The following is a 26,398-nucleotide window of genomic DNA, read 5'->3' as shown; positions in this document are numbered from 1 at the left end:
GAGTAAAATAGATTATAAATAAATTTATACAAAAGATCGTAGTTATAATACATGATAAAAAAAAACAAAAAAGGGATATGATTTTATTTGTAGACTATTTGTCTAATCTTTTGACTTTTTTATCAACAAATAAATAGTGAAGATCAGTAAAAAATAGTTTAATGCATAAAAGATCATTTTGCATTGTGTTAATATAGCAAATAAGTAAACCATTATTGAATAAAGTGCTTTATCAAATATTGATAAAGCCATTGATTTGATACTTTTAAAAGCTAAATTTGCACAAAAACGTCAAATAATATTGGTTTAATTGAATTTAAAAGTATTTTTTATAAAAGGTAGTCATTAATGAACCAAAAAATTCCTAATACATTTGCTCTAGATGTTTATGCCAACCGGGTCGAAACAGTCACAACTGTTGAACAACTAATGCAAGTTTGGAAAAACAATCTCGATAATCAACCTTTTATAATTATTGGACAAGGCAGTAATACATTATTTACTGAAAATTTTGTTGGTACAATCATAGTTAATCGAATTAAAGGATTAACCATAACCGAAACCGCGACTCACTGGCATTTAAAAGTGGGGGCCGGCGAATATTGGCATGATTTAGTTGCCAACACTATTAACCAGAACATCCCTGGCCTTGAAAACTTGGCTTTAATACCTGGTTGTGTTGGTTCTGCACCCATCCAAAATATTGGCGCATATGGGGTTGAATTTCAAAAAGTGGCGGATTATGTTGAATTACTTGAATTTGCAACCGGTAAAATTATTACTGTCACTGATGGTCAATATGGCTATCGTGAAAGCATCTTCAAACAAAAATATGCTAATGATTATGCAGTTGTCTATGTTGGTATCAAATTATCAAAACAGTGGAATCCAGTACTAACTTATGGTGAATTAAGAAATTTTGATGCAAATAGTGTCACCCCTAAAATGATCTTTGATAAAGTGTGTGAAATCCGTCGAAGCAAATTGCCTGATCCTAATGTACTAGGTAATGGTGGAAGCTTCTTTAAAAATCCGATAGTCGAGAAAACACTTGCGGATAAACTACTTGAAAAATACCCAACAATGCCTATATATCCACAAACAGCAGATCAAATAAAATTAGCTGCCGGTTGGTTAATTGATCAGTGTGGTCTAAAAGGATACCAAATTGGTGGTGCAGCAGTGCACCAACAACAAGCTTTGGTATTAGTCAATAAAGATAATGCGACCGCGCAAGATGTTGTCGCATTAGCGCGTTATATCATCAATGCAGTATTGCAAAAATTCTCGGTGCACCTATCGCCTGAAATTCGATTTATGGGAGCGACAGGTGAAATTGACGTGGATAAATTTTTATAAATACGTCCTAAAAACAACAAAATTATTTACAAACTTATGAAACATTCGTATTCATTTCCTATTTTATTAACGAGTTTACTATTTGTTACCATCGCTTTATCGGCACTCAATACCCAAGTGCCACTCTGGCTTGTGCGTGAAGAATTTTCGCTAGGGCAGATAGGCTTAGTTGGCTCAAGCTACTTTACAGGTAACTTAGTAGGTACCATTATGGCAAATTGGTTTATTAGCCGATTTAATGCTAGATTCACTTACACCTACAGTTGTATTATCTTTGCAATTGCGACTATTGGTTTAAGCTTCTCAATGGATTTTTACAGTTGGGCGATCTGGCGATTTTTCATTGGGATCGCTTGTGCTGTCACTTGGGTGGTGATTGAAAGTTGTATCTTAGTTACCGGTACGGTGCGTACCCGCGGCAAAATGTTGGCGGTCTATCTCACTACCTACTATTTAGGCACTGTATTAGGGCAAGCTCTGCTGCAATATTTTCCGCAAGAGGTACTCTATTTTGGCTTAGTGATTGCAGTACTAATGGGATTAGCTATTTTATTTATATTGCTAACTCACTATAAATTGCCGAAAAAGAAAAAAAGCAGTTTCAATATTATGCCAATGATATTATACAAACCTTCTCGAGTTGGTTTAATTGGTTGTGCTATCGCAGGTATGTTAATTGGGTCACTTTATTCACTAATGCCTGCTTACTACTCTCACTTAGGTTATACCGATAATGAAGTCGCCAATTGGATGGTACTACTAATACTTTCTGGTGTGATTGCCCAAATGCCGGCTAACTGGTGTGCAGATAGGTTTGGTCGTCGTATTGTATTGCTAGTTGAATCAATTTTCATGATGATCGCCTGTGGCTTGCTGATATTCAACGTTTATGGTGTATTAGCCATTATTCTACTTGGTGCCACCATTTACACCATTTATCCAATCTCCATGGCGTGGGCTTGCTCATGTGTTCGCAAACAAGAAATTGTATCGATGAACCAATCCATGCTATTAACCAATACACTCGGTAGTCTAGTTGCTCCGGCAGTGATAGCTTTTATAATGGACACATTAAGCAATACTTACTTATTTATTAGTTTTGCTATAATTTCACTCTATTTTGTTGTTTTATTATTGCTCAAAAAGTGAGGATTGAATGCGCAGTAACCAAAATCCATTGAAATTAATCAATATATTAGCTGATGGACAGTTTCACTCAGGTGAGGAGCTTGCCAACCAATTTGGCATTACCCGTGCTGGCATCAACAAATATATCAAAGTACTACGAGATTGGGGCATCACCTTATCATCCGTACAAGGTAAAGGTTACTGTTTAGCATCACCAATTGACTTACTCGATAAAGTCAAAATCGACGAAAATTATGGTGAGGATAGTCATGTAGAGGTGTTGCCGATCATCGACTCGACCAACCAATATCTATTAAATAATATTGAAAAATTACAAACAGGTGACAGTTGTGTAGCCGAGTTTCAATCTAAAGCTCGAGGTAGACGAGGGCGACAATGGTTCGCACCGTTTGGCAGTAATCTTTACTTTTCGATGTATTGGCGACTTGATCAAGGTATTGCAGCTGCTATGGGACTAAGTTTAGTGGTTGGTATTGTGATGGCTGATACATTACGGGAAATCTCTAATCAAGATATCAAAGTTAAATGGCCTAATGATTTGTATCTTGATGATCAAAAACTTGCAGGCATATTAGTCGAACTTGCGGGTAAAACCGGTGATTGCGCGCATGTTGTTATTGGTGTGGGGGTCAACTTAATGATGACCAACCCCGATCCCAACATCGTCAACCAAAAATGGGCTAATTTAGGTAAAGTTGATCGCAATTTGCTGGTAGCAAAGGTAGCTAAAAACCTCAAAACCAAACTTCGTGACTTTGAACAACACGGTCTAACACCATTTCTTAATGATTGGCAACGACTTGACAATTTTGTTAATCGCCCAGTTAAATTATTAATTGGTGACAATGTGATCCGCGGTGTTGCTAAAGGTATCAATGAGCAGGGTGCATTACTTTTAGAACAAAATGGCGAAACCAAGGCGTTTATCGGTGGCGAAATTTCATTAAGGAGTGATGAATAAATACTCAATAGTCGCTGTCACAAAATTGCCCCATTTAAGTATAAATGGGGCATGATAAAATTATTACCTATTTTTTAATTCTCAATAACCGCAAAGCATTAGCGGTAACGATTGCCGTGGTACCAGAATCAGCTAACACCGCTAACCAAAGCCCTGTCACGCCAAATAAACTAGTGATTAAAAATATCAACTTAATTCCCAAAGCAATGGTAATATTTTGCTTAATATTTCGATTAGCAAAGCGAGTTAAGCGAATCAACATTGGCAAACTTAACAAATTGTTTTTAGTCAACGCCGCATCCGCCGTTTCGAGTGCAACATCAGTCCCACTCCCCATGGCAATTCCGACTGTGGCGGCTTTCATTGCTGGGGAATCATTAATGCCATCACCAATCATCGCAATCGGAGTCTGCCGACCAATCTCTTCGATTTTGGCCAACTTATCTGCCGGCAATAGCTCAGCACGATACTCCATACCTAATTGACCGGCAATTGCTTTTGCGGCGCGTTGATTATCGCCAGTTAACATCAAGGTTTGCAAACCAAGTTGCTTAAGCTCAGTGATAGCCGGTAAAGCATCGCTACGCAGAACATCTTGCAAAGCAATAATCCCCAGTAACTGTTGACTGGTGGTAACGACTACAACCGTCTTACCACCATCTTCAAGCTGAGTAATCGTATGAGCATCCTCGGTATTAAGCGCAGTTGACACTGTCTCGATCTTATTTGGTGACACAACAAAATAGGTTTGCTGATTTAATTCACCTTGTATCCCAACACCAGCAATTGCTTTACGATTATTTGCTTCGGCAAACTCGATCGGCTTTTGCTTAACATAATCGACTAACGCTTTAGCTAAAGGATGGTGAGAGCCACTTTCAACCGCCGCAACAATCGTTAGCAGTTCTTCGTTAGAACAGTGTCGATTAATGACATCAGTCACTTGTGGCTTACCTTCGGTTAATGTTCCTGTCTTATCAAATGCCAACATTTTAATCGAACCAATACGCTCAAGTGCCGCACCACCCTTAATTAATACCCCATATTTAGCCGCGCTAGACAAGGCCGAGGTAATCACCGCTGGAGTTGATATTACTAACGCACAAGGACAACCAATTAACAACAACGTCAACCCTCGATATATCCAAGTATACCAATCAGCGCCGGTCAACAATGGTGGAATTAGGATCACTAAAAACGCAAATAATGTAATCGCCGGCGTATAATAACGGCTAAACTTATCGATAAACCGCTCTATTGGCGCTTTACGATCCTCGGCATCTTCAATCAGCTGTAAAATACGATCGACAGCATTTTGCCCCGATTCTGAAATCACCTTAAGTTGAATGGTATTATCGACCACTAACGACCCGGCTAAAATTTTATCGCCACTTAAATAATTAACCGGAATGGACTCACCGGTTAGCGCACTTTCATCAATGCTGGCTTGTTCGCTAACCAAAATAACATCAGCTGGTAATCGACCACCGGATGAAATTTCGATAATATCATCTGGTTTTAAGGTATGACTAGCAACTGTTTTCCTTTTACCATCAATAATAATCACCGTCTCATCAGGCATTAACTCGGCCAGTGATGAGATACCTTTTTTTGCCTTACTGGTTGCAAAGCCTTCCAACATCTCGCCTATCATAAACAGAAAGATCACCATGGTGGCTTCTTCGGCTGCACCAATAAACAGCGCACCCATTGCCGAAATACTCATTAGTGTTTCAATCGCAAACGGCGTACCACTACGGGTTAAAACAATGGCCTCTTTCAAAATTGGGATAATCCCAACTACAGCTGTCACAATAAATGCATATTCACCTGCGGTTTTATTCACCAACAAAATGAGATAACTAACCACAATCAATGCACCTAAAACCGCTAATGGAATAAATGCCTTTTTATCAAAACTATGTGAATGTTCATGATGATGAGCAGGGCTCGACTCAAAAATCGGCGTATAACCTAGTTCTGTAACCTTATCTTCAATCATCTTGATTACTGCATCATCATGCTTAGGAACAAAAACGATTAATTTTTCGGTTGAGAATATGATTTTGGTTTGATTAATATTAGGCAGTGTTTTAACACCGTTTTCGATTTTGCTTGCGCAATGAGCGCAATCCATACCTAGAATTTTCCAAGTTAACTTAATGCCTTGGTTACTCCGCTCAGGTTCTTCGGGGGGATCTTCAATCTCACATTTTTGTGATGAGCTATGATCATGCCCATCACAGCATGCGGTGTGACTAGCTTCCTGAGAATGGTGAGAATCATGTGAATGATTATGAGCAATATTATGACAATCGCCATGACAATGATCGTGATTATCGTGGTGAGATTGTTCGGATTTGTTATTATATAACATAACGTTACCTCTTTTTGTGGATGACTTTGATTGTACGCTCAAAAAAACAAAAAGAAATCTTTTTTAAACAAATTTTCGAAAAAAGTTGAGGAAATTTTTTTCAGCCAACATCATGTTATTGCCAACCCTTTTTTTAATTAAAAATAAAATGATTAAAAATCAATAAAATATAAAGTTGTCAAAAAAAAGGGTTTTTGTAAGTAAAAATCCACTTTTACTTCTTGCAAACTATGTTTATATTATATCGTGTTCTAGATTACTGCCGTGTAGGTAGTTTAGAAATAGTCGTTTCATCATTGTTGGTGTTACTGTGAGATTACTGCCGTGTAGGTAGTTTAGAAATCATGCGGTAAAAATGGAAATGAATTTGTATAGATTACTGCCGTGTAGGTAGTTTAGAAACTCGCTTCATCTGCTGATTTTTGAGCTTCATTGATTACTGCCGTGTAGGTAGTTTAGAAAAAGAACAATGAAATTAGTGCATATTTTAAAGATAAGAGCAAATATTTTGTGACAAATTAATTGAATAATATCATCAATTAAATAGCATTAATTTTAAATATAGAATAATGTAGATTTTAGATTAATCAAGTTTAATAGAATATTACGTGGTTATTTTTCCAAATTTATAAAGTCTTGATAATAAACATCACCAAATAATTTACTATATACCGGTTATTTAAGTTGTCGACAAGTTGAAAAGACTCCAAATTAGCCGACGAGCGCCTATATTCCCACTAATTTTAAGGGTATAATTACATCATTTAATTTAATGGTTAGTCTGCTTTTATGAGTTCTTCATTCATTCGAAAATCTGGCGTTGTTTTTGGTGCTTTTTTAGTGACGACGTTTATTATTGGAGTAGCGGGTGCCTTACAATCGCCTACCTTAAGTCGCTTCTTATCGTTTGAAGTTGGAGCTGATCCTCGTTTAGTCGGTGCGTTTTATTCGGTTAATGCACTAGCCAGTATTATTGGTAGTTATTTGTTAGCCAAGTATTCGGATAACAGGGGTGACCGCCGTAAAATTGTAATTTTTTGTTGTTTGATGGGGCTGGCAAATAGTCTGATTTTTGCTTATTCACGTAACTATTATGTGTTAATTACCTTAGGTGTATTTTTTGCCGCATTAGCGTCTGCTGCAATGCCACAGGTATTTGCGATGGCGCGTGAGTATGCCGAAAAGAGCGGTCGTAATGCAGTTGCCTTTAATTCACTGATTCGTGCGCAATTATCATTAGCATGGGTGATAGGCCCACCATTATCTTTTGCGTTGGCAATTAATTACGGTTTTACTGCGATGTATTTGTGTGCCATGTCGATGTTTATTATTTCGATGATTGTCGTCACTATCTTTTTGCCTCCAGTTGAAAAAAGGGCAATCAGTTCGTTTACTGCAAATGAGTTAGCTACGGCGAACCAATCGATTTTTACCAATCGCAATGTGATGTGTTTGTTAATCTCCACCATTTTTATGTGGACTGCAAATATGATGTATATCATCGATATGCCGATTTATGTGGAAGCGGTATTGCACCTGTCTAATTCATTACCAGGTAGTTTGATGGGATTAGCGGCAGGAATTGAAATTCCTATTATGATTATAGCTGGTTATTTGGTACCAATATTAGGCAAACGCAATTTATTTTTTATTGCTATCATTTGTGGAATTTTGTTTTATGTAGGGATGATCTTCTTTAAAGATGCAACCATGTTGTATATATTACAAATCTTTAATGGATTGTTTATTGGGATTGTTGCCAACATTGGTATTATTTATTTTCAAGACTTATTACCAACCCGCATGGGTATCGCTTCAACTTTATTTAATAACGGCATTATTTGTAGCGTGATTTTAGCTGGTATTATCCAAGGTTTTGCCTCTCAAGCTTACGGTCATGAAGTGGTTTATTGGATTGGCTTAGTAATGGTGACGATTTCTTTGCTATTTTGTGCGTTAGTAAAAAAATAGTTGTCAATTCATCTCATTTTATCTTATGCAAATTAACGTCTTCCTTATTTGATTTAACAAGTAGGAAGACGGTTACAATCAAACAAAAATTTAAACGTTAAATGTGGCTTTTATCTGTTGATAAAACGCATAATCGGTACGTTCATAATTTAGCGGGGTGATAGCAATATATCCATCATTGGCGGCATCGAGTTCTTTTTCGACATCAATCACACCTTGATTGCGTTTGGCTCTAAACCAAAAATAGTCATGACCTTCAGGATCTTGAGTTTCAGCAATTACAAATTGGCTAACATCCGGACTGCCTTGTTTGGTGATTTTAACGCCTTTTATTTGCTCAGCTTGGCAATTAGGGAAGTTGATATTAAAACAAATATTATCTGGAGTGGATAGCGTATAAAGTTGTCTAATTATCGATTCAGCAAGATGAGTTGAGCAGTGCCAATCGGTTGGTATGTTATCTTCACTACTAACTTGACTTAAAGCCATTGCCGGTACACCTAGCGTCATCGCCATCATTGCTGCCCCTACCGTGCCCGATAATACTGTTTCAAATCCTAAATTGGAACCATTATTAATTCCTGATAGCACCAAATCAGGTAATTGGTTGGCCATGACAGATTTTATAGCAAATAACGAACAGTCGGCAGGTGTGCCATAGACCGCATATTCCGTTTGGCTACGCTTTTGTACCCGAAATGGCGATTTTAGACTCACCGAACAAGAAACACCGCTCTGATCGACCACCGGCGCAACCACCCAAACTTCGTTAGCGATATTTTCCGCGATACTCTTCAAAATTCGGATCCCCGTGGCATCAATGCCATCATCATTGACTAATAGAACTCGGTTTACTAATTTTTTTGACATATTGGTTCCTTTACTTAAATTTCCTTATTGAATAAATGTATTGCACTGATTTATCGACCCACTATCAAAGCCACGTTTAAACCATGTATAACGTTGTTTTGAGGTGCCATGAGTAAAACTATCAGGAACAACATAACCATTATTTTGTTGTTGCAGACGATCATCGCCAATCGCTTGCACGGTATTGAGGGCTTGTTCTATATCGCCCACTTCTAAAATATGCTGTTTTTGCATAGCATGACCCCATAAACCGGCATAACAATCGGCTTGCAATTCAAGTTTAATCGATAGCTGATTCGTTTGATTTTGCCCTAATTGCTGGAGTTTATCAAAAGTGCCAAGTAAATTTTGTACGTGATGTCCAACTTCGTGGGCAATCACATAGCCTTGGGCAAAGTCACCGCCACCACCAAGGCGTCTTTTCATCTCTTGATAAAATGATAAATCAAGGTAAACGGTTTTATCTAAATTACAATAAAATGGACCCATCATAGCTTGGCCAGTACCACATAGCGTTCGGGTTGCACCGCTATACAGCACCAGTTTAGGAGGAATATACATTTTGCCTAATTGTTGGAATTGTTCTTGCCAAAAATCTTCGGTGCTAGCTAAAATCACTGATGTAAATTTAGCAGCGTCACTGTCGTTAAGTGGAGCGTCATCAACTTGGCTCGTGGATGTGTTATCGCCTAAATTAATCACACTGCTGTCTAGTAAGCCCGTCAAGTCAACGCCGTAGTAACCGGCTACTAACACGATAAGAAATAGAATAATTTTACCTTTACCACCAATTGGGATACGTGTCCCAATATCACTTGCTGATTGTGAGCGGCGATCTTCAATGTTATCACTCTCTCTTTGGTCTCTCCATCGCATAGGGAATACCTCATCAGTTTGGGTAATCTCATTCTAAAGGATAATGGATAAGGTTACTAGCAATAGTCACCATCAACAAGATGAAAATGAAGATAATAGCTTGGTGTGATAAATGAGTTATTTTTGTTAAATTTAGGTATATAATTCTTTCCTGTCTGACATCAATCATTAAGCAAAATTGGTGTGTTTAAATTTTTATCTCGAATTTCTCTAATCTTATCGTTTATCTTTGGCATGGCAGCTGATTGAAATTAATTATTTGGATTTAAATCTTGATATTAATAAATTTAAAAGGCGGTATTTCATGGCAAAATCGAATCATAAACCTCTAGACATTAATGACATTCCCATTATTAATGATAACCAATTAAAGAAAGCCACTTGGGCATCGGCTTTCAGTAATGCTATTGAGTGGTATGACTTTGGTGTATATAGTTTTTTGGCGTATATTATTGGTCAGGTGTTTTTTCCTCATGTATCGCCTAGTGTGCAGATTATTGCAGCGTTATCGACTTTTTCTATTCCCTTTTTTATTCGTCCATTAGGAGGGATAATTTTTGGTTTAATTGGTGATAATATCGGTCGACAAAAAGTACTATCTATTACGTTAATAATCATGTCATTAAGTACATTTTGTATTGGACTGATACCAACTTATGAAACAATTGGCATTACCTCACCAGTATTACTGTTAATGGTTAAATTAGCGCAAGGTTTTTCAATTGGTGGTGAATACTCAGGTTCCGCAACGGTGGTGGCCGAATATTCACCCGATCGTAAACGCGGTTTTATTGGTGGTTGGCTTGATTTTGGTTCAATGGTCGGGTTTATTATTGGAGCAGGTTTAGTGGTGTTCTTATCCATGCTACTTAGTCAATCGGCGCTCTATAGTTGGGGGTGGCGTGTCCCATTTTTAATTGCCTTACCGTTGGGTATAATTAGTTTTATCTTACATCATATTTCCGAAGAGACTCCAACTTTCCAACAACACCTCGAAGCTAGAGAATCAGAAGAAATAGCTGAAACCAAATCAGCGCTAAAAAATATTATCAGCAAATATTGGCGACATATTTTGGTTTGCGCAGGATTAGTTATTGTGACAAACGTATCGTTCTATTTGTTATTAACTTATATGCCAAGCTATTTAGCGCATAACTTAAATTATGACACTGAGCATGGTTTACTCATAATTATAGCGATAATGGTCGGAATGTTAATTATTCAACCCATAATTGGGCTACTAAGTGACAAAGTAGGACGTAAACCATTTATATTAATTGGTAGTATCGGTCTATTGCTATTATCTTATCCAGCGTTTATGTTAATTAACAGTCAGCATATTCCCTTAGTTTTTTTAGGGGTATTTATCTTAGCACTCTTTATTAACTGTTTTACCGGGATTATTACCTCAATATTGCCCGCCATGTTTCCTACAAATATCCGCTATAGCGCCATTGCCAGCATTTTCAATCTTGCGATTATTGTTGCTGGGGTAACGCCAACTTTAGTAGCATGGCTTGTTGAATCAACCGGTAACTTATATATGCCAGCCTATTATTTGATGTTGGTGGGATTTATTGGTGTTGTTACCGGTTTTGCCATGCACGAAACCGCAAAAAAACCGTTACATGGTACCACGCCAACAGCCGCTAATCGCAACGAAGCTGAATCACTCCTTTCTGAACATTTTGATTCAATTGAAGATGAAGTGGAAGATATCGATGAACAGATCGAAGAACTACAAACTAAACGACAGGAACTTGTTGATCAACATCCCAAGTTGGATTAGGCTTTTACTTTGATAAACATCACTATTGCTAGTGATAATAAAAATAGTTTAGATAAATAATACAATCATTATTTATCTAAAAAATTAGTTCTTTTAAAAATTAATTCCTCTTTTTATTCAACTTTATTAGGAATATAGAGAAAATGATTTACTGTGTTAAATATACGTTTTTATAGTAAATATAATCATAGTTGTTTTTTCTCATTCAAAAAAATAACCACCCCCAAATTTAATGAGCAAATATAGTTTGTGTACTAAGTTAACTAGAAAGAGTATTGTTTTTGATGAAAGCATGAAATAATAATTTATAAACAAATTAATCCCTAGAAATATTATCAAGAAAGATTAACCAATATGAAATATCAAGCGATTAAAACTGAAGCGGTTGGAGTTATAAGCGGAAGAGATGCGATCTATTTAGATGAATTCAAGCAGATATTTGATTCAAAATATAATTGTATTTTTAAAGGTGAATTCAATTCCATATTAACTGAAATAACTTCGGGAAAAGATTTTATTCCATATACATTTTCTTTTTCGGATGTTATTTATTATCAGTGTTGTGAATTAGATCTTTATATAAATGAAAAAAAATTAGACTCATCTTTTGATTTAGTTTGCAATTCTAGTTTAATTCAAGAGTTAAAAAACGGCAGCATATCCTCTAAGATAAGCGAAGATCATAAACACTATGTATTACAAACATATGATTATGTTTTTGATATTATTGCAAAAGATTACAAACTCGTTATTGAAAATGAATAATTCAATTTTATTAAGATGAAATTGAAAGTGATGGTGTGTTCTATTCGCTTTATGAAGCATTTCGGATTATAAGAGAAACTACGTTGTTCTAGTATTTATTATACTTGATTTTTGATTCTATAATTTAGCGTTAAGATCCATTTACTAATAAAATGGATCTCTTATTAAATTGTAGATAGTGGTCGTCGTTGGTGGCAAACTATTTTTTAACAGATTAAAACAGCGAATCTTTATGCCAAATATAATGATCTATAGGTAGCCATTGTTCCTTTTGTAGGTGATACCAAACTGTTAAATTTTCTACAGCATTAATTTGCCAAGTTATTTCGGTTATTTTAATTTTCCCCTGTTTAATTTCGTCTTGTTTGAAAATATTAAGCAGCCCTATCCTAAATTCTGTTATTAGACCTTCATTAGTTCCTAAAATATATGTTTCTTTTTTATAGGAAGGAAATTTTCCTAGTGCATCATCTAAAGATAAATTTTTCACCATTTCATAAGAAATATATTGAGATTGAGTATTTTTTTCTTTTACTACTGATGTTTCTTTAATAGGATTTACATCAATAGCTTTTTGTTCGGAAATTGCAGACTTACTACCATAAAATAGAAAAAAGAAAATAATCAATAAATAAAGTTTTTTTATCATATTAATATAAAATTTAGTTATTATATTCCCAACCATTCAATATTTATTTTAAATTTTAATATATTAAATAGTTAATGTACAAAGAATCAAATCAAAGTTAATCTTCTTGTTCTTGTCAAATTTTTATCTTCAGCAATATTTATAATTGCTTCTTCTCTATCTAAATTAGAATTTGAGGCTTTTTTATATTGATATAAATTTGTATTTAACTTTTTATTTTTAGGTGTACTTGTTTTAACAATTTGTTTGCGAAGAGTTACTTGATAAATTGAAGTAATTCGTTGTTGACCGTCTAATAATAATGACAGTGGCGATTCAAATTTTGCTTTTTCAGGGATTCCTTCAATTACTCGGGGTTTAAATCCTACTTGTCCGCCGATATATAAGGTCATTAAAACACAAATAGGAAACGAACGAGATATTGAAGCAATTAAACTTTCATTCTATCTTCACCCCTTTTCTATCTTCTTTAAAATCAGGGAATTGTAATTTTCTCGTCTGATATTTATTAAGTGAAGTTGAAAAATCAAGAAGATTAGTTTGAAATGATAGCTTGTCTATTGATAAAAGCGATTAAACTATATTTTTTAATTATGAATTTATGAAATCTATAACACAACAATGTTTAGATTATTTGCATAACCTAAATAGTATAATTGGAAAAAATTAAATGATTTTCTAATGAAATACAATCTAAAATTATCTAATTTATATGCAAATTTTATACTTTGTTGTATGCTTATTTTCAGTCATCACTTAAGAATATAGTGACAAAGGAATGTTAAATTTGAAAAGTGTTTTTTTATTTCTCATGCTATTTTTGCTAACTATCACAGATAGCTATGCAGCTGTAGTATCTACAAGATTTTATACTATTGGGGGCAAAAGTGAACAGGTATTTTTCTTTGTTTTTTCTGAATTTTTAATCATATTATTTGTTATTATGATTAGTATTGTTGGCGTTATTGAAAATCGAATACAAAATAAAAATATTAGAAAGCCAAAGAAACCGAAAAAAATATTCAAAACAGATGTACCATTAATAAAATCAGTCCAAGAATTTAAAAAACTAAAAAAGAATAATAACCAACACCGTATATTTATTTTTTTAGGAAAGTATTTTTATCGACTAAAAGAATTTTTTAGCAAAAAAAGTTGAGGAACTCTATTGTTACAACTCAAAATTGTATGCATGATTCGATAAAACTTTAATCTTAATTCTTTATATCTCTATACTCTAATAATTATCTATTATTTTTATTCCTTTTAGCTTTTTGTGTCAGTTTTGTTCTTTATCTCTGTAAAGTGTAATGTGCTCTTTTCAATAAATTTAATTGGTTATAATATGATCAGGAAGAGTTGAATATTTGTCTAATTCTAATTTAAATAAGGGAACCAAAATGACAGTGAATAATAGTACATCAGGCCTTGTTGAAAAGTTAAAAAGTATTGTTGGTGATAAATATATCTTAACTGATCCAAGTCGTACTTTACCTTATCGTCAAGGTGCACGTTTTGGCCTAGGGGATGCATTAGCGGTGGTTATACCTGGCACACTATTAGAGCAGTGGCAAGTTTTAAAAGCTTGTGTTGAAGCTGATGTTATTGTAATAACTCAATCAGCTAACACTGGTTTAACAGGTGGTTCAACGCCAGATGGTAATGATTATGATAGACCGATAGTTATTGTAAGTACCCGTCGATTAGATGGCATTCAAGTAATTGAAAATGGCGATCAGGTTGTCTGTTTGCCGGGTAGTACGTTATTTCATTTAGAAAAAGAACTAAAAAAATATCATCGTGGACCACATTCAGTGATTGGCTCGTCTTGTATTGGTGCTTCAGTATTAGGTGGCGTATGTAATAATTCGGGTGGTGCGTTAATTCAACGGGGGCCAGCTTATACTCAAATGGCAGTATTTGCTCAATTGGATGAGCAAGGGCAGTTACATTTGGTTAATCATTTAGGTATTGAGTTAGGCGATACGCCTGAGGATATTTTACAAAATCTACAAAATCGGGTTTATACCGATAAAGATGTTAATCCGAACGCTGGTTTAGGGCACGATCACCATTATTGTGATCATGTGCGACAAATCGATGCTAATACGCCGGCCAGATATAATGCAGATCCAGCACGTCACTACGAAGCGTCTGGTAGTGCAGGGCGGTTAATGGTATTTGCGGTGCGATTAGATACATTTCCATTAGAAGAAAACACTGCAGTGTTTTATATTGGCACGAATAATACCAATGAACTTGATGATATTCGTCGTCATATTTTAGGACAATTTAAAAATTTACCTGTATCTGGTGAGTATATTCATCGAGATGCGTTTGATATAGCTGCAGTATATGGTAAACATCTATTTTTAGCGATCCAAAAATTGGGCACCGATAACATACCTCGTATGTATTCTTTGAAGAATTTTGTTGATCGAATAATGAGTAAAATCCCTTTTATTTCGGGCAGTTTTTCCGATAAATTTGCCGTGGCTGTTTGTAAATTATGGCCAAATCATTTGCCAAAATCGATGCGTGATTATCGTGATCGTTATGAACATCATTTGATTTTAAAAATGTCTGATGATGGCATAGCTGAAGCTGAGACATTTTTGCAGGACTATTTTGCTACCAGTTCAACTGAAAAACGTAATGGCAGTTATTTTCGTTGTAATGATAAAGAAGCAGAAGCTGCAATGTTGCACCGTTTTGCCGTTGCGGGTGCTGCGACAGTTTATCGTAATGTGCATACTAAAACGGTTGAGGATTTAGTCGCATTGGATATCGCTTTGCGACGTAATGATAAAGATTGGTTCGAAACCTTGCCTGAAAGTATTAGTCAGCATTTTATTCATAAGTTATATTATGGTCATTTTTTCTGTTCGGTGTTCCATCAAGACTATTTGGCAAAAAAAGGTACTGATTGTGCTAAAGTGGAGGATGAAATGTTGGTAATACTCGATCAGCGTGGAGCGCAATATCCAGCTGAACATAATGTTGGTCATTTGTATCATGCTAATTCAGATTTGAAAAACTTCTATCATGAGTTAGATCCAACTAATAGTTTTAATCCTGGTATTGGTAAAACCTCTAAGAAGAAATTTTGGAAATAATTCAAACCAAAATTTTAAAATTAACACCGCCATTATTGATTTAATAGCGGTTTTTTTATTAATTTACTTTTATTGACGATTGGTTAAAGTAATTTTTTTAATTGGTAAATGGTTTCTAACGCTTGTTTTGGCGTTAATGCATCAGGATCGATCTGTTGTAGGGCTAGTTCGACTTCTGATGGTTCTGCATCGCCAATAAAGGTAAGTTGTGAGCTTTCAACATGGCTATTAGCTGATTGTTTAGAAATGACTTCTAGCTCTTTTAATTTTTGGTTGGCACGTTTTAAGATGGTTTTAGGTACTCCTGCAAGTCCTGCTACCGCTATACCGAAACTCTTGCTTGCTGCACCTTCTGAGACTTCATGAATAAAGGCGACGGTATTGTCATGTTCTATTGCATCAAAATGGATGTTATAAACACCTTGCATCTGTTCTGGTAATTGAGTTAGTTCAAAATAGTGGGTAGCAAATAGAGTCATCGCTTTGATTTGGTTAGCCAAATTTTCAGCACAAGCCCATGCTAATGAAAGACCATCATAAGTTGAAGTTCCACGTCCAATTTCGTCCATTAAAACTAAACTATTTGTTGTTGCATTATGCATAATATTAGCTGTTTCAGTCATTTCGACCATAAAGGTAGACCGTCCCGAAGCTAGGTCATCTGATGCCCCAATCCGTGTAAAAATGCGATCAACAGGGCCGATGATTGCTTTAGAGGCAGGAACGAAACTACCAATATAAGCAAGTAGAACAATTAACGCGGCTTGACGCATATAGGTACTTTTACCACCCATATTTGGACCCGTTATAATTAGCATTCTTCTATTCGGTGATAATGATAATGAGTTGGCGATAAATGGCTTTTGCAATACCTGTTCTATTACAATATGTCGGCCATCCTTGATTTCAATACCAGCTTGATTGGTTAAGGTTGGACAATAATAATTAAGCGTCAAGGCTCTTTCAGCAAGGTTGGTCAGTACGTCAAGTTCCGCAATTGCATCAGCACTGATTTGCATATCGGCTAATGATGGTAACAGTTGATCGAATAGTTGTTCATAAAGTTGTTTTTCTAGAGCTAAAGCTCGACCTTTAGATGTTAAAACTTTATCTTCATACTCTTTTAACTCAGGAATAATATAGCGTTCGACATTTTTCAGTGTTTGTCTTCGTGTATAATGGATTGGTGCTAAATGACTTTGCCCGCGGCTAATTTGGATGTAATAACCATGAACCGCATTAAAACCAACTTTCAATGTATCAATGCCTAAAGTTTCACGCTCGCGAATTTCGAGCTGTTCTAAATAGTTGGTTGCACCATCTGCTAAATCGCGTAGTTCGTCCAGCTCTTGATTATAACCGCTAGCAATGACACCTCCATCACGAATAATTACTGGTGGTGATTCAATAATTGCTCGATTTAATAGATCGGCTATTTGATCAAATTGATTGATTTTAGCACGCAATGCAATGAGTGCAGGTGCCTTAAATTCAGACAATGATTGCTGAAGTTGTGGTAAAAGGTTGTAGGCATCACGTAATCGAGCAAAATCGCGCGGACGTGCACTTCTTAAGGCTAATCTTGCCAAAATTCGTTCAAGATCACCGATTTGTTTTAATAACGGTTGTAAATCGATAATATTATTTTGTAATTCACTTATTGCCTGTTGCCGATTGTGTAAGATAGATAGATTGCGTATTGGTGAATGCAACCATCTTTTGAGCATTCGACTACCCATAGCGGTTTGTGTTTTATCTAAAATGTCGGCAACGGTATGTTCAGTGCCACCCGATAAATTTTCAGTAATTTCTAAGTTTTTTCTGGTAGCTGCATCTAAGACTACAAAATCAACAGGCGATTCTTTAATTATTGATCGAATATGAGGCATAGCTGTGCGTTGGGTATCTTTGACATATTGCAATAAGCAACCTGCTGCACATAATGCATAATGACAATTCTCAACTCCGTAACCAACTAAATCATTAGTACCAAATTGTAAATTAAGTTGTTGTTTTGCCGTTTCAAGATCGAAATCCCATATTGGTCTTCGTCTTAAACCATGGCGATGTTCAATCATAGACATCGATTCGAAATTTTCTGGATAGAGTAATTCGACAGGGGCGGTCCGTTGCAATTCTGCTTGTATTGCTTCAGGATTATCACATTCAAATACAAAGAAACGTCCAGAACTCATGTCTAAAGTTGCATAACCAAAGTGCTCTTTTTGTTGCCAAATACAAGCAAGCAAATTGTCTTTGCGATCTTCTAACAATAATTCATCACTTACAGTACCTGGAGTAACAATACGGACAATTTTACGTTCAACCGGTCCTTTACTTGTTGCTGGATCACCAATTTGTTCGCAAATTGCGACTGATTCACCAAGTGAAATGAGTTTGGCTAAATAACTTTCAACCGCATGGTAAGGTACTCCTGCCATCGGAATAGGTTGACCATTAGATGAGCCTCGTTTGGTTAGTGAAATATCCAAGAGCTGTGAACCACGTTTAGCATCTTCATAAAACATCTCATAAAAATCCCCCATACGATAAAATAGCAAAATATCAGGATTTTCAGCTTTCAACTTTAGATACTGGCGCATCATTGGTGTGTGGTCGGTAAAATCTTGGTTATCAGTCATAGTGTTATTTCTTTAATATTTAAAATTCAATTTATCAAATCTATTACAATTTCAACTTCTATCGCAGAATCTAGTAGTTAGACAGCCAAATGCCTTATGATAGTAAAAATTTGTAACTAAGCTAGCATAAATTATTGCTAGGATAATATATATTAAGTTTATGGTCGATAAAATCTTCGCTATGTAATTGTTACTTAATTTGGAGCGGTATTATTCTTATAATCCAACTTATTATAACGAATTATTTTTACTTAATGCAGTGGTTATTTTTATGCTTAGAGTAAAATTTTTTATCACATTAATTATATGATTTTATTGAGTATAGTTTGTAATTTCTTTTATGATTAAAAACTATTTGATTAATTCGTGCCTAATTATGTGTAATGGTCTTGAATAAGCCCCCAAAATTTGGTAGTTTACTGCAAGTTATTTTTATCATTTAAAACAAAAAGAAGGTAATTGTTATGACAATCAAAGTAGGTATTAATGGTTTTGGCCGTATCGGTCGTATTGTTTTCCGTGCTGCTCAAAAACGCTCTGACATCGAAATCGTTGCTATCAATGATTTATTAGACGTTGATTATATGGCTTATATGCTTAAATATGACTCAACTCACGGTCGTTTTGACGGTACTGTTGAAGTTAAAGACGGTAAATTAATTGTTAACGGTAAAACAATCCGCGTTACTGCTGAAAGAGATCCTGCGAACTTAAAATGGAATGAAGTAGGTGTTGATGTTGTAGCTGAAGCAACTGGTTTATTCTTAACTGATGAAACTGCTCGTAAACACATTCAAGCTGGTGCTAAAAAAGTTGTTTTAACTGGCCCATCTAAAGACAATACTCCAATGTTTGTTATGGGTGTTAATGATAAAGAATATGCAGGTCAAGATATCGTTTCTAATGCTTCTTGTACTACTAACTGTTTAGCGCCTTTAGCTAAAGTAGTTAATGATAACTTCGGTATCGTTGAAGCATTAATGACTACTGTTCACGCAACTACAGCAACTCAAAAAACTGTTGACGGTCCATCTCATAAAGATTGGCGTGGTGGTCGTGGTGCAGCTCAAAATATCATCCCTTCATCAACTGGTGCGGCTAAAGCGGTAGGTAAAGTTATTCCTGAATTAAATGGTAAATTAACTGGTATGGCTTTCCGTGTTCCAACTCCAGACGTTTCTGTTGTTGACTTAACAGCTCGTTTAGCAAAACCAGCTAAATATGAAGATATCTGTAAAGCAATCAAAGCTGCTGCAGAAGGTCCAATGAAAGGCGTTCTTGGTTATACTGAAGATGACGTTGTGTCTACAGATTTCTTAGGTGAAGTTTGTACTTCTGTATTTGATGCTAAAGCGGGTATCCAATTAAGCGATAACTTTGTTAAATTAGTATCTTGGTACGATAACGAAGTTGGTTATTCAAATAAAGTATTAGACTTAATCGCAGTTGTTTCTAAAAAATAAGAATCTATTGTAATTAAAAAGGCGACCTTGGTGTCGCTTTTTTAACTTCTGCTTGAAATCATTATTTGTACGCATAAAAAACGCCTATTTCTAAAAATAGGCGTTTTGCTTATATTATTTAATTAAATTTAATTAGATAACAACAACTTCAGCCGCTGCTGGTCCACGAGGGCTATCTTGGATAGCAAATTCGACTTGTTGTCCTTCAGCTAGGGTTTTAAATCCATCACCTGATATAGCAGAGAAGTGAACAAATACATCTTTGCTTCCATCGGTTGGGGTAATAAAACCGAAACCTTTACTTTCGTTGAACCATTTTACTTGGCCTGTTTTTTTATTCATTGACTAGACATCCTAACAATAATTAATAATTTGCCTTATCGGCTGTTTAGGCTTAACTAAACATTATTTACATCCACTCAAAAACTAATCTAACCAGTTTACCACTAAATTAAAAAGTTAATCGTTTCCATAAAAATGTTTCTTTCGTTTGCCCATTACTATTACCTCATAAATTATAATCGAAAGCAAGAGTTTCATGACATTTTTTTCATCTTAGAGTGAAGTTTTTTTTATAATTTTTCTGTAATTGATTGTTTTTTGATCTATGATAAATTACTGATATTATAACTACTTGAGGTTATTTCGAAAGTTAAAATAAACATAAAAAAAAGAGTCATAAAAATTTTTTATGACTCAGACAAAAAATTACTTTTTTGTATATTGCAAATTACTTTTGTTTTGCGCGTTCAAAAGATTCGATAATTTCTTTGCGAGCTGCTTCGGCATTATCCCAACCGTCAACTTTCACCCATTTACCTTTTTCAAGGGCTTTATATTGTTCAAAGAAATGTTGGATTTGAGATTTTAATAATTCTGGTAAGTCATCAACATCTTTAATGTGATCATATTCTTTTGACAGTTTAGTATGAGGAACCGCTACTAATTTTGCATCAGAACCAGCTTCGTCGGTCATTTTTAATACGCCAACTGGACGACAACGAATTACAGAACCTGGTTGTAATGGGTATGGAGTTGGAACTAATACGTCAACTGGATCTCCATCAAGTGATAAAGTGTGATTAATATAACCGTAATTACATGGATAAAACATTGCAGTTGCCATAAATCTATCAACAAATACTGCACCTGTATCTTTATCGACTTCATATTTAATTGGGTCAGCATTCGCTGGGATTTCAATCACAACATAGATGTCATCAGGTAATTCTTTACCGGCTGGTACGTTTAATAGTCCCATTTTTGTATCCTCTATCTTTTATTAGTTAGTAGTGTTTAATCATAAATATAAAGCGAACATTATAAAAACTTACTCTGTTTCGCTCAATTCTTTTAAATATTGAAAAATTTGTCTGGCTGTTTTTGGCGGTTTATTTGCAGCTAGTTCTTTTTTAGCTGAACGCGCAAGTGTGCGTAATTGCTGTCTATCTGCGGTAGGAAATAACTCCATAATTGATTCAGCATCGCCAGTTTCGATCAATTCATCACGTAGTTTCTCTAATCGGTGAAACATGGAAACTTGCTGATTATGACGATTTTTGAGTTTATCCAATGCCTGTGTAATCGGTTCAATATCACGATTTCTAAGTAATTTACCTATGTATTGAATTTGTCTACGATAGCCTTCTTTTTTTATTTTTTGAGCTAATTCAATAGCATATAATAAGTCTTCATCAAGTGGGATTTTACTTATTTCATTTTTGCTTAAATTGACAAGTTCGACACCTAATTTTTTAAGCACCTCGGCATCTCTTTTGATTTCACTTTTACTAACGTAAATAATTTCATCATCTTCTTGATTTATATTGAAGTCGGGTTCTAGATTTGGCTCTTGATTGTTATTCATGCTATTTCTTTTGTTAACTAAAATTAAATTCTGGCATATTATAACGTATCACTAGCAGAATTGTAGAAAATAATAAAATGAGTATTGAACAAATTAAAAAAGATGCGATAAGCCAACAACAACATCTATCCGCTATTGTTGCCGATGCTATCAAACAAGCACAAGCTCGGGTCGATTCAGTAGAGGTGTCGATTAATCAATCTACTGGTATTAGTGTCAGTACTAGAGAAGGGGATACTGAAAATGTTGAATTTAATAGTGATGGTGCATTAGGTATAACCGTCTATCAAAATCAACGTAAAGGCAGCGCGTCTACCAGTGACTTGTCGCCACAGGCGATCAGCCAAACAGTGGATATGGCTATCAATATTATGCAATATACTTCACCTGACCCATGTTCTGGTTTAGGCGATCGTGAGTTAATGGCATTTGATATTCCTGATTTAGATCTTTTTCATCCAAGTGATTTAAATGTTGATAATGCAATAGAACAAGCAAAACAGACGGAACTAACAGCGCTTGCAGAATCTTCATTAATAAGCTGTGATGGTGGTTATTTTAATAGTCGTTATGGTGTATATGTTTATGGTAATAGTTTAGGAATGTTACAAGGCTACTGCGCCAGTTCACATTCGCTTTCTTGCTCGGTTATTGCTGAGCAAAATGGGCAAATGGAGCGTAATTATGCCTATACTTCATCTCGAGACGTTAATGAGATGCAATCACCAGCTTGGGTAGGAAAACTCGCCACTGAGAAAGCTGTTGCACATTTAGGTGCTAAACAAATTCCAACCATGCAAGTACCTGTCCTTTTTTGTTCTGAAGTAGCAGTTGGTTTAATAAGGCATTTAGTTGCCGCAATTAGTGGTGGTTCGATTTACCGAAAGTCTTCTTTTTTGTTGGATAGTGTAGGAAAAGCAATTTTTCCCGCTTGGCTGACAATTTTGGAAGACCCATATATTTTAAGAGGAGTAGGGTCTTCACCATTCGACAGTGAAGGGACGAGAACTGTTAAGCGCAATATTATTGAACAAGGTATTTTGCAAACTTATTTATTAAGTAATTATTCAGCCAAAAAATTAGGTTTGAAATCTACCGGACATGCAGGTGGTACACATAATTGGTTAGTCTCACCAAGCCAAACTGATGCTGATTTCACTGCAATGTTAAGAAAACTAGATAAAGGTGTTGTTATTACGTCATTAATGGGACAAGGTGTTAACAATGTGACCGGTGATTATTCGCGTGGAGCTACGGGTTTTTGGGTTGAAAATGGTAAAATCCAATATCCAATTAATGAAATTACCGTTGCCGGTAATCTTAAAGAAATGTATCAAAATATTGTAGCGATAGGTAATGATATTGAAACAAGAAGTAATATACAATGTGGTTCAATATTGATTGAAAAAATGAGTATAGCAGGAAAGTAATTAAACATGGGAAAGTTTACTAATAGCGCATTATTCCAAAAAATCATTTTTTGGATGCCTGGGCTGATGAGTTTATTGCATTATAAACGAGAATATCTCAATTTTGATATTAAAGCTGGATTGTCAGTAGCAGCGGTATCGTTACCTGTTTCAATAGCATATGCTGAACTCACCGGTGTAGGAGCAATTGCTGGCTTATATTCGACGATCTTGCCACTGATTGTGTATGCACTATTTGGTTCTTCTAAGCAATTAATCGTTGGGCCAGATACAGCAACTTGCGCAGTTGTAGCCGCTGTAGTTTTCCCTTTAGCCGCTAATGATCCCGTTTTACGTTGGCAATTAGTTGTATTATTAACCATTATGATTGGTATTTGGTGTCTAATTGCCGGAAAACTTCACCTAGGAGCTTTAGCTGATTTATTAAGCCAACCAATTTTAATTGGTCTTTTAAATGGTATTTCAATTACGATTATGGTTGATCAGCTAGCCAAAACATTGGGATTTAAGTATGACTACTCTTATTTGATTGAGCGCATTGTTTATTTCCCTTTAAAGATATCGCAGATTCATGTATTAACTGCGTTAGTGTCATTTTTTACTTTAGTGACATTGGTGGCTTTAAAAAAATTTAAACCACGTTATCCAGCACCACTGTTTGCGGTCATTATTATGACTTTTTTTTCATGGCTGTTTAATTTTGAACAATATAACGTACGGATTATTGGTAGTGTGACCAGTGATTTCATTCCAGCAGAGTCATGGTTAGATTTTGATAAAGGCTTAATGCGAAATTTAGTCGTTCCTTCTCTTAATATTGCCGTTATCTGTTTTGTTAGTATGATGATAACGGTACGAAGTTTTGCTTCTAAAAATAATTATGAAACCAATGCCGATGTGGAATTTAAAGCATTGGGTATGGCCAACATAGTTGCTGGGTTATCTCAAGGATTTGTTGTTAGTGGTACCTCATCTCGAACAGCTGTTAATGATGCTAATGGAGGTAAAACTCAGTTAGTGTCAATCATAGCAGCTGTTTTAATTGGCTTTGTGGTGTTGTTCTTTTTATCTCCATTACAATACATACCTACCTGTGTATTAGGCGTGATTTTAATTTATTCTTCGTTATCACTTATTAATTTTCAAACAATTATTCGGTTTTTTAAATTTGATCGCGATGCATTTTATTTAAGTTTAACTACACTTATTTCGGTTTTAATTATTGGTATCATTCCGGGGATGGCGCTAGCGGTTTTATTAGGATTATTTTTATTTTTGCGTCGTGTTTTTAGACCGAATGATCAGCTATTAGGTGTCGATGATAGTGGTCGAATTCATTCAATTGGTTCTGATGTTAACCCATTGAGTAATACTATGATTTATCGATTTAATTCGCCACTTACTTATTTTAATATTGCTTATTTTAAGCGTAGAATCATCAATTATATTGATGATTCTGCTGATCCGATTAATTATGTTATTGTTGATGCGATACCTTGTTTTACTTATAAAGATGTTAGTGTGTTGACGGGGATTGATGAATTGGTAAATTCATTAAAAGTTAGAAATGTCGTGCTAATTTTGGCTGGTCGACGCAAAACACTAAAAAATTGGTTTAAACAGATGAATCTTAAATTAGATAGTGATTATATTGAATTTGCTTATGACCTCTATTTTGCTGTGCGATTAGTGCAAAGTAAGGAGCATATGGACAATAAAGTGGATGAAGAAGTTATTAACTAAATATTGAATAATCATTTTTAATTAACTAAGGGTAATTATGAGTAACATCAAAGATCGTATTAAAATTGAAATGATTAGTACCGGTGATGAAGTTTTATATGGTCAAATTATTGATACTAATGCTGCATGGTTATCTGATTTTCTGTTTCAAGAAGGTATTACTATTACCTCTCGTCATACAATAGGGGATAATTTATCAATGCTGATTGAAACTTTAAAAGAGCGTAGTTTGCAAAATGATATTTTAATTGTCAATGGTGGATTAGGGCCGACTAGTGATGATCTTAGTGCTCAAGCAGCTGCACTGGCCAATAATGAATCGTTAGTTTTACACGAAGAATGGCTTAAGTCACTTGAGCGTTATTTTCTTAATCGTGGTAGAACGATGCCTGCAAGTAATATTAAACAAGCCATGTTACCTCAAAGTGCGACGTTAATTGATAATCCTATTGGTACCGCATGCGGTTTTAAAATGAAGCTGAATAATTGTTTATTATTTTTTACTCCAGGTGTGCCTTCTGAATTTAAACAAATGATTAAAAATGAGATTCTCCCCGAGATCAAGTTAAACTATCCGCTGACTGAAAGCAAACTTTGTTATCGATTAACAACAATGGGCCGAACTGAAAGCGATTTAGCACAAGAAATTGACGCCACACTTAAGATTCCAGAAAATATCACGATTGGTTATCGTGCAGCAATGCCTATTATTGAATTAAAAGCAACGGGTCCAGAAAGCCAAAGAAGTGAAATGGATAAGCTATGGCAACAAATTAAATCGATTGTTAATGCTAATTTGCTTTATGAAGGTGTATTAAATGAATTAGATGAATCAGGATTGGCTCATGTGGTATCAAAATTATTGCACGATACTAATCAATCTATCGTTATTATTGAACAACAATCAGCGGGGATGATTAGTTATCAATTGCTCGAAGCTGATGCTCCTGTCATCAAATCAGAGATTGTATCTTTATTATTGGATGACCCGAGCAGTTATTTCACAAAATTATTAAAAGAACAAGGTGCTAATATTGCAATCGGTATTATCAATTTTCAAGAAAAGAATAGTCAATTTACTTTAATTATTGCAACATTAAAAAAAGTATTGCATTTCAACTTAAAGTATATTGGCCGAAGTCAAAGTAAAAGAACTCAGCAACAAGTTTTGGCTGCAATTGCGTTGGATGGTTTACGACGTTATCTTTTAAATATGCCTATCGTCGGGCCTAATGTTTGGTTAGAGCTAATTGTATAGTTTTATCTTTTCGAATAATTTAACAAAGGTTTTTAACTTGTTACTTATATTAGTTATGGACAATTCCCTACAAAATTAAGTAGAATAACGGATCTTTCAATTGAAGCTTATAA

General features: G+C 35.1%; 21 protein-coding genes and 1 CRISPR repeat array. Of the genes, 12 read left to right on the top strand and 9 right to left on the bottom strand.

Translation table 11 applies throughout. The features are described from left to right. Positions 1-348 precede the first annotated feature (348 nt). The 3 genes from murB to birA are packed head-to-tail and all read left to right on the top strand — an operon-like array spanning position 349 to position 3,469. A complete protein-coding gene (murB, locus tag B6C99_RS04550; protein ID WP_086358746.1) occupies positions 349-1,359 on the top strand; it encodes a UDP-N-acetylmuramate dehydrogenase in 1,011 nt (336 codons plus the stop codon). A gap of 36 nt (positions 1,360-1,395) precedes the next feature. Beyond that, positions 1,396-2,508, top strand: a complete 1,113-nt coding sequence (locus B6C99_RS04545) for an MFS transporter (protein WP_086358745.1) — start codon at positions 1,396-1,398, stop codon at positions 2,506-2,508. A 7-nt stretch (positions 2,509-2,515) separates the two neighbouring features. Further along, positions 2,516-3,469 (top strand): bifunctional biotin--[acetyl-CoA-carboxylase] ligase/biotin operon repressor BirA, encoded by a 954-nt coding sequence (birA, locus tag B6C99_RS04540; RefSeq protein WP_086358744.1) that lies wholly within the window; start codon positions 2,516-2,518, stop codon positions 3,467-3,469. A 67-nt stretch (positions 3,470-3,536) separates the two neighbouring features. On the opposite strand, the gene B6C99_RS04535 is transcribed toward birA, so the two are convergent. Beyond that, complete coding sequence (locus B6C99_RS04535) at positions 3,537-5,846, bottom strand: zinc/cadmium/mercury/lead-transporting ATPase (RefSeq protein WP_086358743.1); 2,310 nt, start codon at positions 5,844-5,846, stop codon at positions 3,537-3,539. A 252-nt stretch (positions 5,847-6,098) separates the two neighbouring features. Further along, a CRISPR array of direct repeats spans positions 6,099-6,308; the repeat unit is 29 nt; unit sequence AGATTACTGCCGTGTAGGTAGTTTAGAAA. A 327-nt stretch (positions 6,309-6,635) separates the two neighbouring features. On the opposite strand from B6C99_RS04535, the gene B6C99_RS04530 reads away from it, so the two are divergent. Further along, a complete protein-coding gene (locus B6C99_RS04530; protein WP_086358742.1) occupies positions 6,636-7,817 on the top strand; it encodes an MFS transporter in 1,182 nt (393 codons plus the stop codon). Positions 7,818-7,907: 90 nt separating this feature from the next. On the opposite strand, the gene surE is transcribed toward B6C99_RS04530, so the two are convergent. Together surE and B6C99_RS04520 are read right to left on the bottom strand one after the other, a co-directional pair. Then, positions 7,908-8,687, bottom strand: coding sequence for a 5'/3'-nucleotidase SurE (gene surE / locus B6C99_RS04525; protein ID WP_086358741.1), 780 nt, complete (start codon positions 8,685-8,687; stop codon positions 7,908-7,910). Between the two features lie 24 nt (positions 8,688-8,711). Then, complete coding sequence (locus tag B6C99_RS04520; protein WP_086358740.1) at positions 8,712-9,563, bottom strand: neutral zinc metallopeptidase; 852 nt, start codon at positions 9,561-9,563, stop codon at positions 8,712-8,714. A gap of 304 nt (positions 9,564-9,867) precedes the next feature. Between B6C99_RS04520 and proP the strand changes: the two genes are divergently transcribed. Next, positions 9,868-11,352: a glycine betaine/L-proline transporter ProP gene (gene proP / locus B6C99_RS04515; protein ID WP_086358739.1), complete on the top strand. Its 1,485-nt coding sequence runs from the start codon at positions 9,868-9,870 to the stop codon at positions 11,350-11,352. A gap of 354 nt (positions 11,353-11,706) precedes the next feature. Next, positions 11,707-12,117, top strand: coding sequence for a hypothetical protein (locus tag B6C99_RS04510; protein WP_086358738.1), 411 nt, complete (start codon positions 11,707-11,709; stop codon positions 12,115-12,117). 214 nt (positions 12,118-12,331) lie between these two features. On the opposite strand, the gene B6C99_RS04505 is transcribed toward B6C99_RS04510, so the two are convergent. After that, on the bottom strand, positions 12,332-12,802 hold the full coding sequence (locus B6C99_RS04505) for a hypothetical protein (protein ID WP_143413962.1): 471 nt from the start codon (positions 12,800-12,802) through the stop codon (positions 12,332-12,334). Positions 12,803-12,852: 50 nt separating this feature from the next. Then, entirely contained in the window at positions 12,853-13,197 is a 345-nt protein-coding gene (locus B6C99_RS04500) for a hypothetical protein (RefSeq protein ID WP_256363504.1), read from the bottom strand. Positions 13,198-13,553: 356 nt separating this feature from the next. Here B6C99_RS04500 and B6C99_RS04495 point away from each other — a divergent pair, with 356 nt between their 5' ends. Next, positions 13,554-13,925 (top strand): hypothetical protein, encoded by a 372-nt coding sequence (locus tag B6C99_RS04495; protein ID WP_143413912.1) that lies wholly within the window; start codon positions 13,554-13,556, stop codon positions 13,923-13,925. 241 nt (positions 13,926-14,166) lie between these two features. After that, positions 14,167-15,882 (top strand): D-lactate dehydrogenase, encoded by a 1,716-nt coding sequence (dld, locus tag B6C99_RS04490; RefSeq protein ID WP_086358734.1) that lies wholly within the window; start codon positions 14,167-14,169, stop codon positions 15,880-15,882. A gap of 83 nt (positions 15,883-15,965) precedes the next feature. On the opposite strand, the gene mutS is transcribed toward dld, so the two are convergent. Next, a complete protein-coding gene (gene mutS, locus B6C99_RS04485; protein ID WP_086358733.1) occupies positions 15,966-18,524 on the bottom strand; it encodes a DNA mismatch repair protein MutS in 2,559 nt (852 codons plus the stop codon). 464 nt (positions 18,525-18,988) lie between these two features. Here mutS and gapA point away from each other — a divergent pair, with 464 nt between their 5' ends. After that, complete coding sequence (gapA, locus tag B6C99_RS04480) at positions 18,989-19,987, top strand: glyceraldehyde-3-phosphate dehydrogenase (protein WP_086358732.1); 999 nt, start codon at positions 18,989-18,991, stop codon at positions 19,985-19,987. Between the two features lie 132 nt (positions 19,988-20,119). On the opposite strand, the gene B6C99_RS04475 is transcribed toward gapA, so the two are convergent. The 3 genes from B6C99_RS04475 to yjgA form a co-directional block, all read right to left on the bottom strand. Next, positions 20,120-20,329 carry a cold shock domain-containing protein gene (locus B6C99_RS04475; RefSeq protein ID WP_065619463.1) on the bottom strand — a complete coding sequence of 70 codons (210 nt, stop codon included), beginning with the start codon at positions 20,327-20,329 and terminating at the stop codon, positions 20,120-20,122. A 388-nt stretch (positions 20,330-20,717) separates the two neighbouring features. Beyond that, on the bottom strand, positions 20,718-21,248 hold the full coding sequence (gene ppa / locus B6C99_RS04470) for an inorganic diphosphatase (RefSeq protein ID WP_086358731.1): 531 nt from the start codon (positions 21,246-21,248) through the stop codon (positions 20,718-20,720). Positions 21,249-21,317: 69 nt separating this feature from the next. After that, entirely contained in the window at positions 21,318-21,854 is a 537-nt protein-coding gene (gene yjgA / locus B6C99_RS04465) for a ribosome biogenesis factor YjgA (protein ID WP_086358730.1), read from the bottom strand. A 77-nt stretch (positions 21,855-21,931) separates the two neighbouring features. Here yjgA and pmbA point away from each other — a divergent pair, with 77 nt between their 5' ends. Genes pmbA through B6C99_RS04450 form a run of 3 tightly spaced genes read left to right on the top strand, consistent with a single transcriptional unit; the run spans position 21,932 to position 26,285 of the window. Further along, positions 21,932-23,284, top strand: a complete 1,353-nt coding sequence (pmbA, locus tag B6C99_RS04460; protein WP_086358729.1) for a metalloprotease PmbA — start codon at positions 21,932-21,934, stop codon at positions 23,282-23,284. A 6-nt stretch (positions 23,285-23,290) separates the two neighbouring features. Next, on the top strand, positions 23,291-25,027 hold the full coding sequence (locus B6C99_RS04455) for a SulP family inorganic anion transporter (protein ID WP_086358728.1): 1,737 nt from the start codon (positions 23,291-23,293) through the stop codon (positions 25,025-25,027). 37 nt (positions 25,028-25,064) lie between these two features. Beyond that, positions 25,065-26,285, top strand: coding sequence for a CinA family nicotinamide mononucleotide deamidase-related protein (locus tag B6C99_RS04450; RefSeq protein ID WP_086358727.1), 1,221 nt, complete (start codon positions 25,065-25,067; stop codon positions 26,283-26,285). The last annotated feature ends 113 nt before the right edge of the window (positions 26,286-26,398 follow it).

Source organism: Gilliamella sp. N-G2, from assembly GCF_002142215.1.
In the GTDB taxonomy this organism is placed as follows: Bacteria; Pseudomonadota; Gammaproteobacteria; order Enterobacterales; family Orbaceae; genus Gilliamella.
This window is presented reverse-complemented; position numbering and strand designations above follow the sequence as displayed.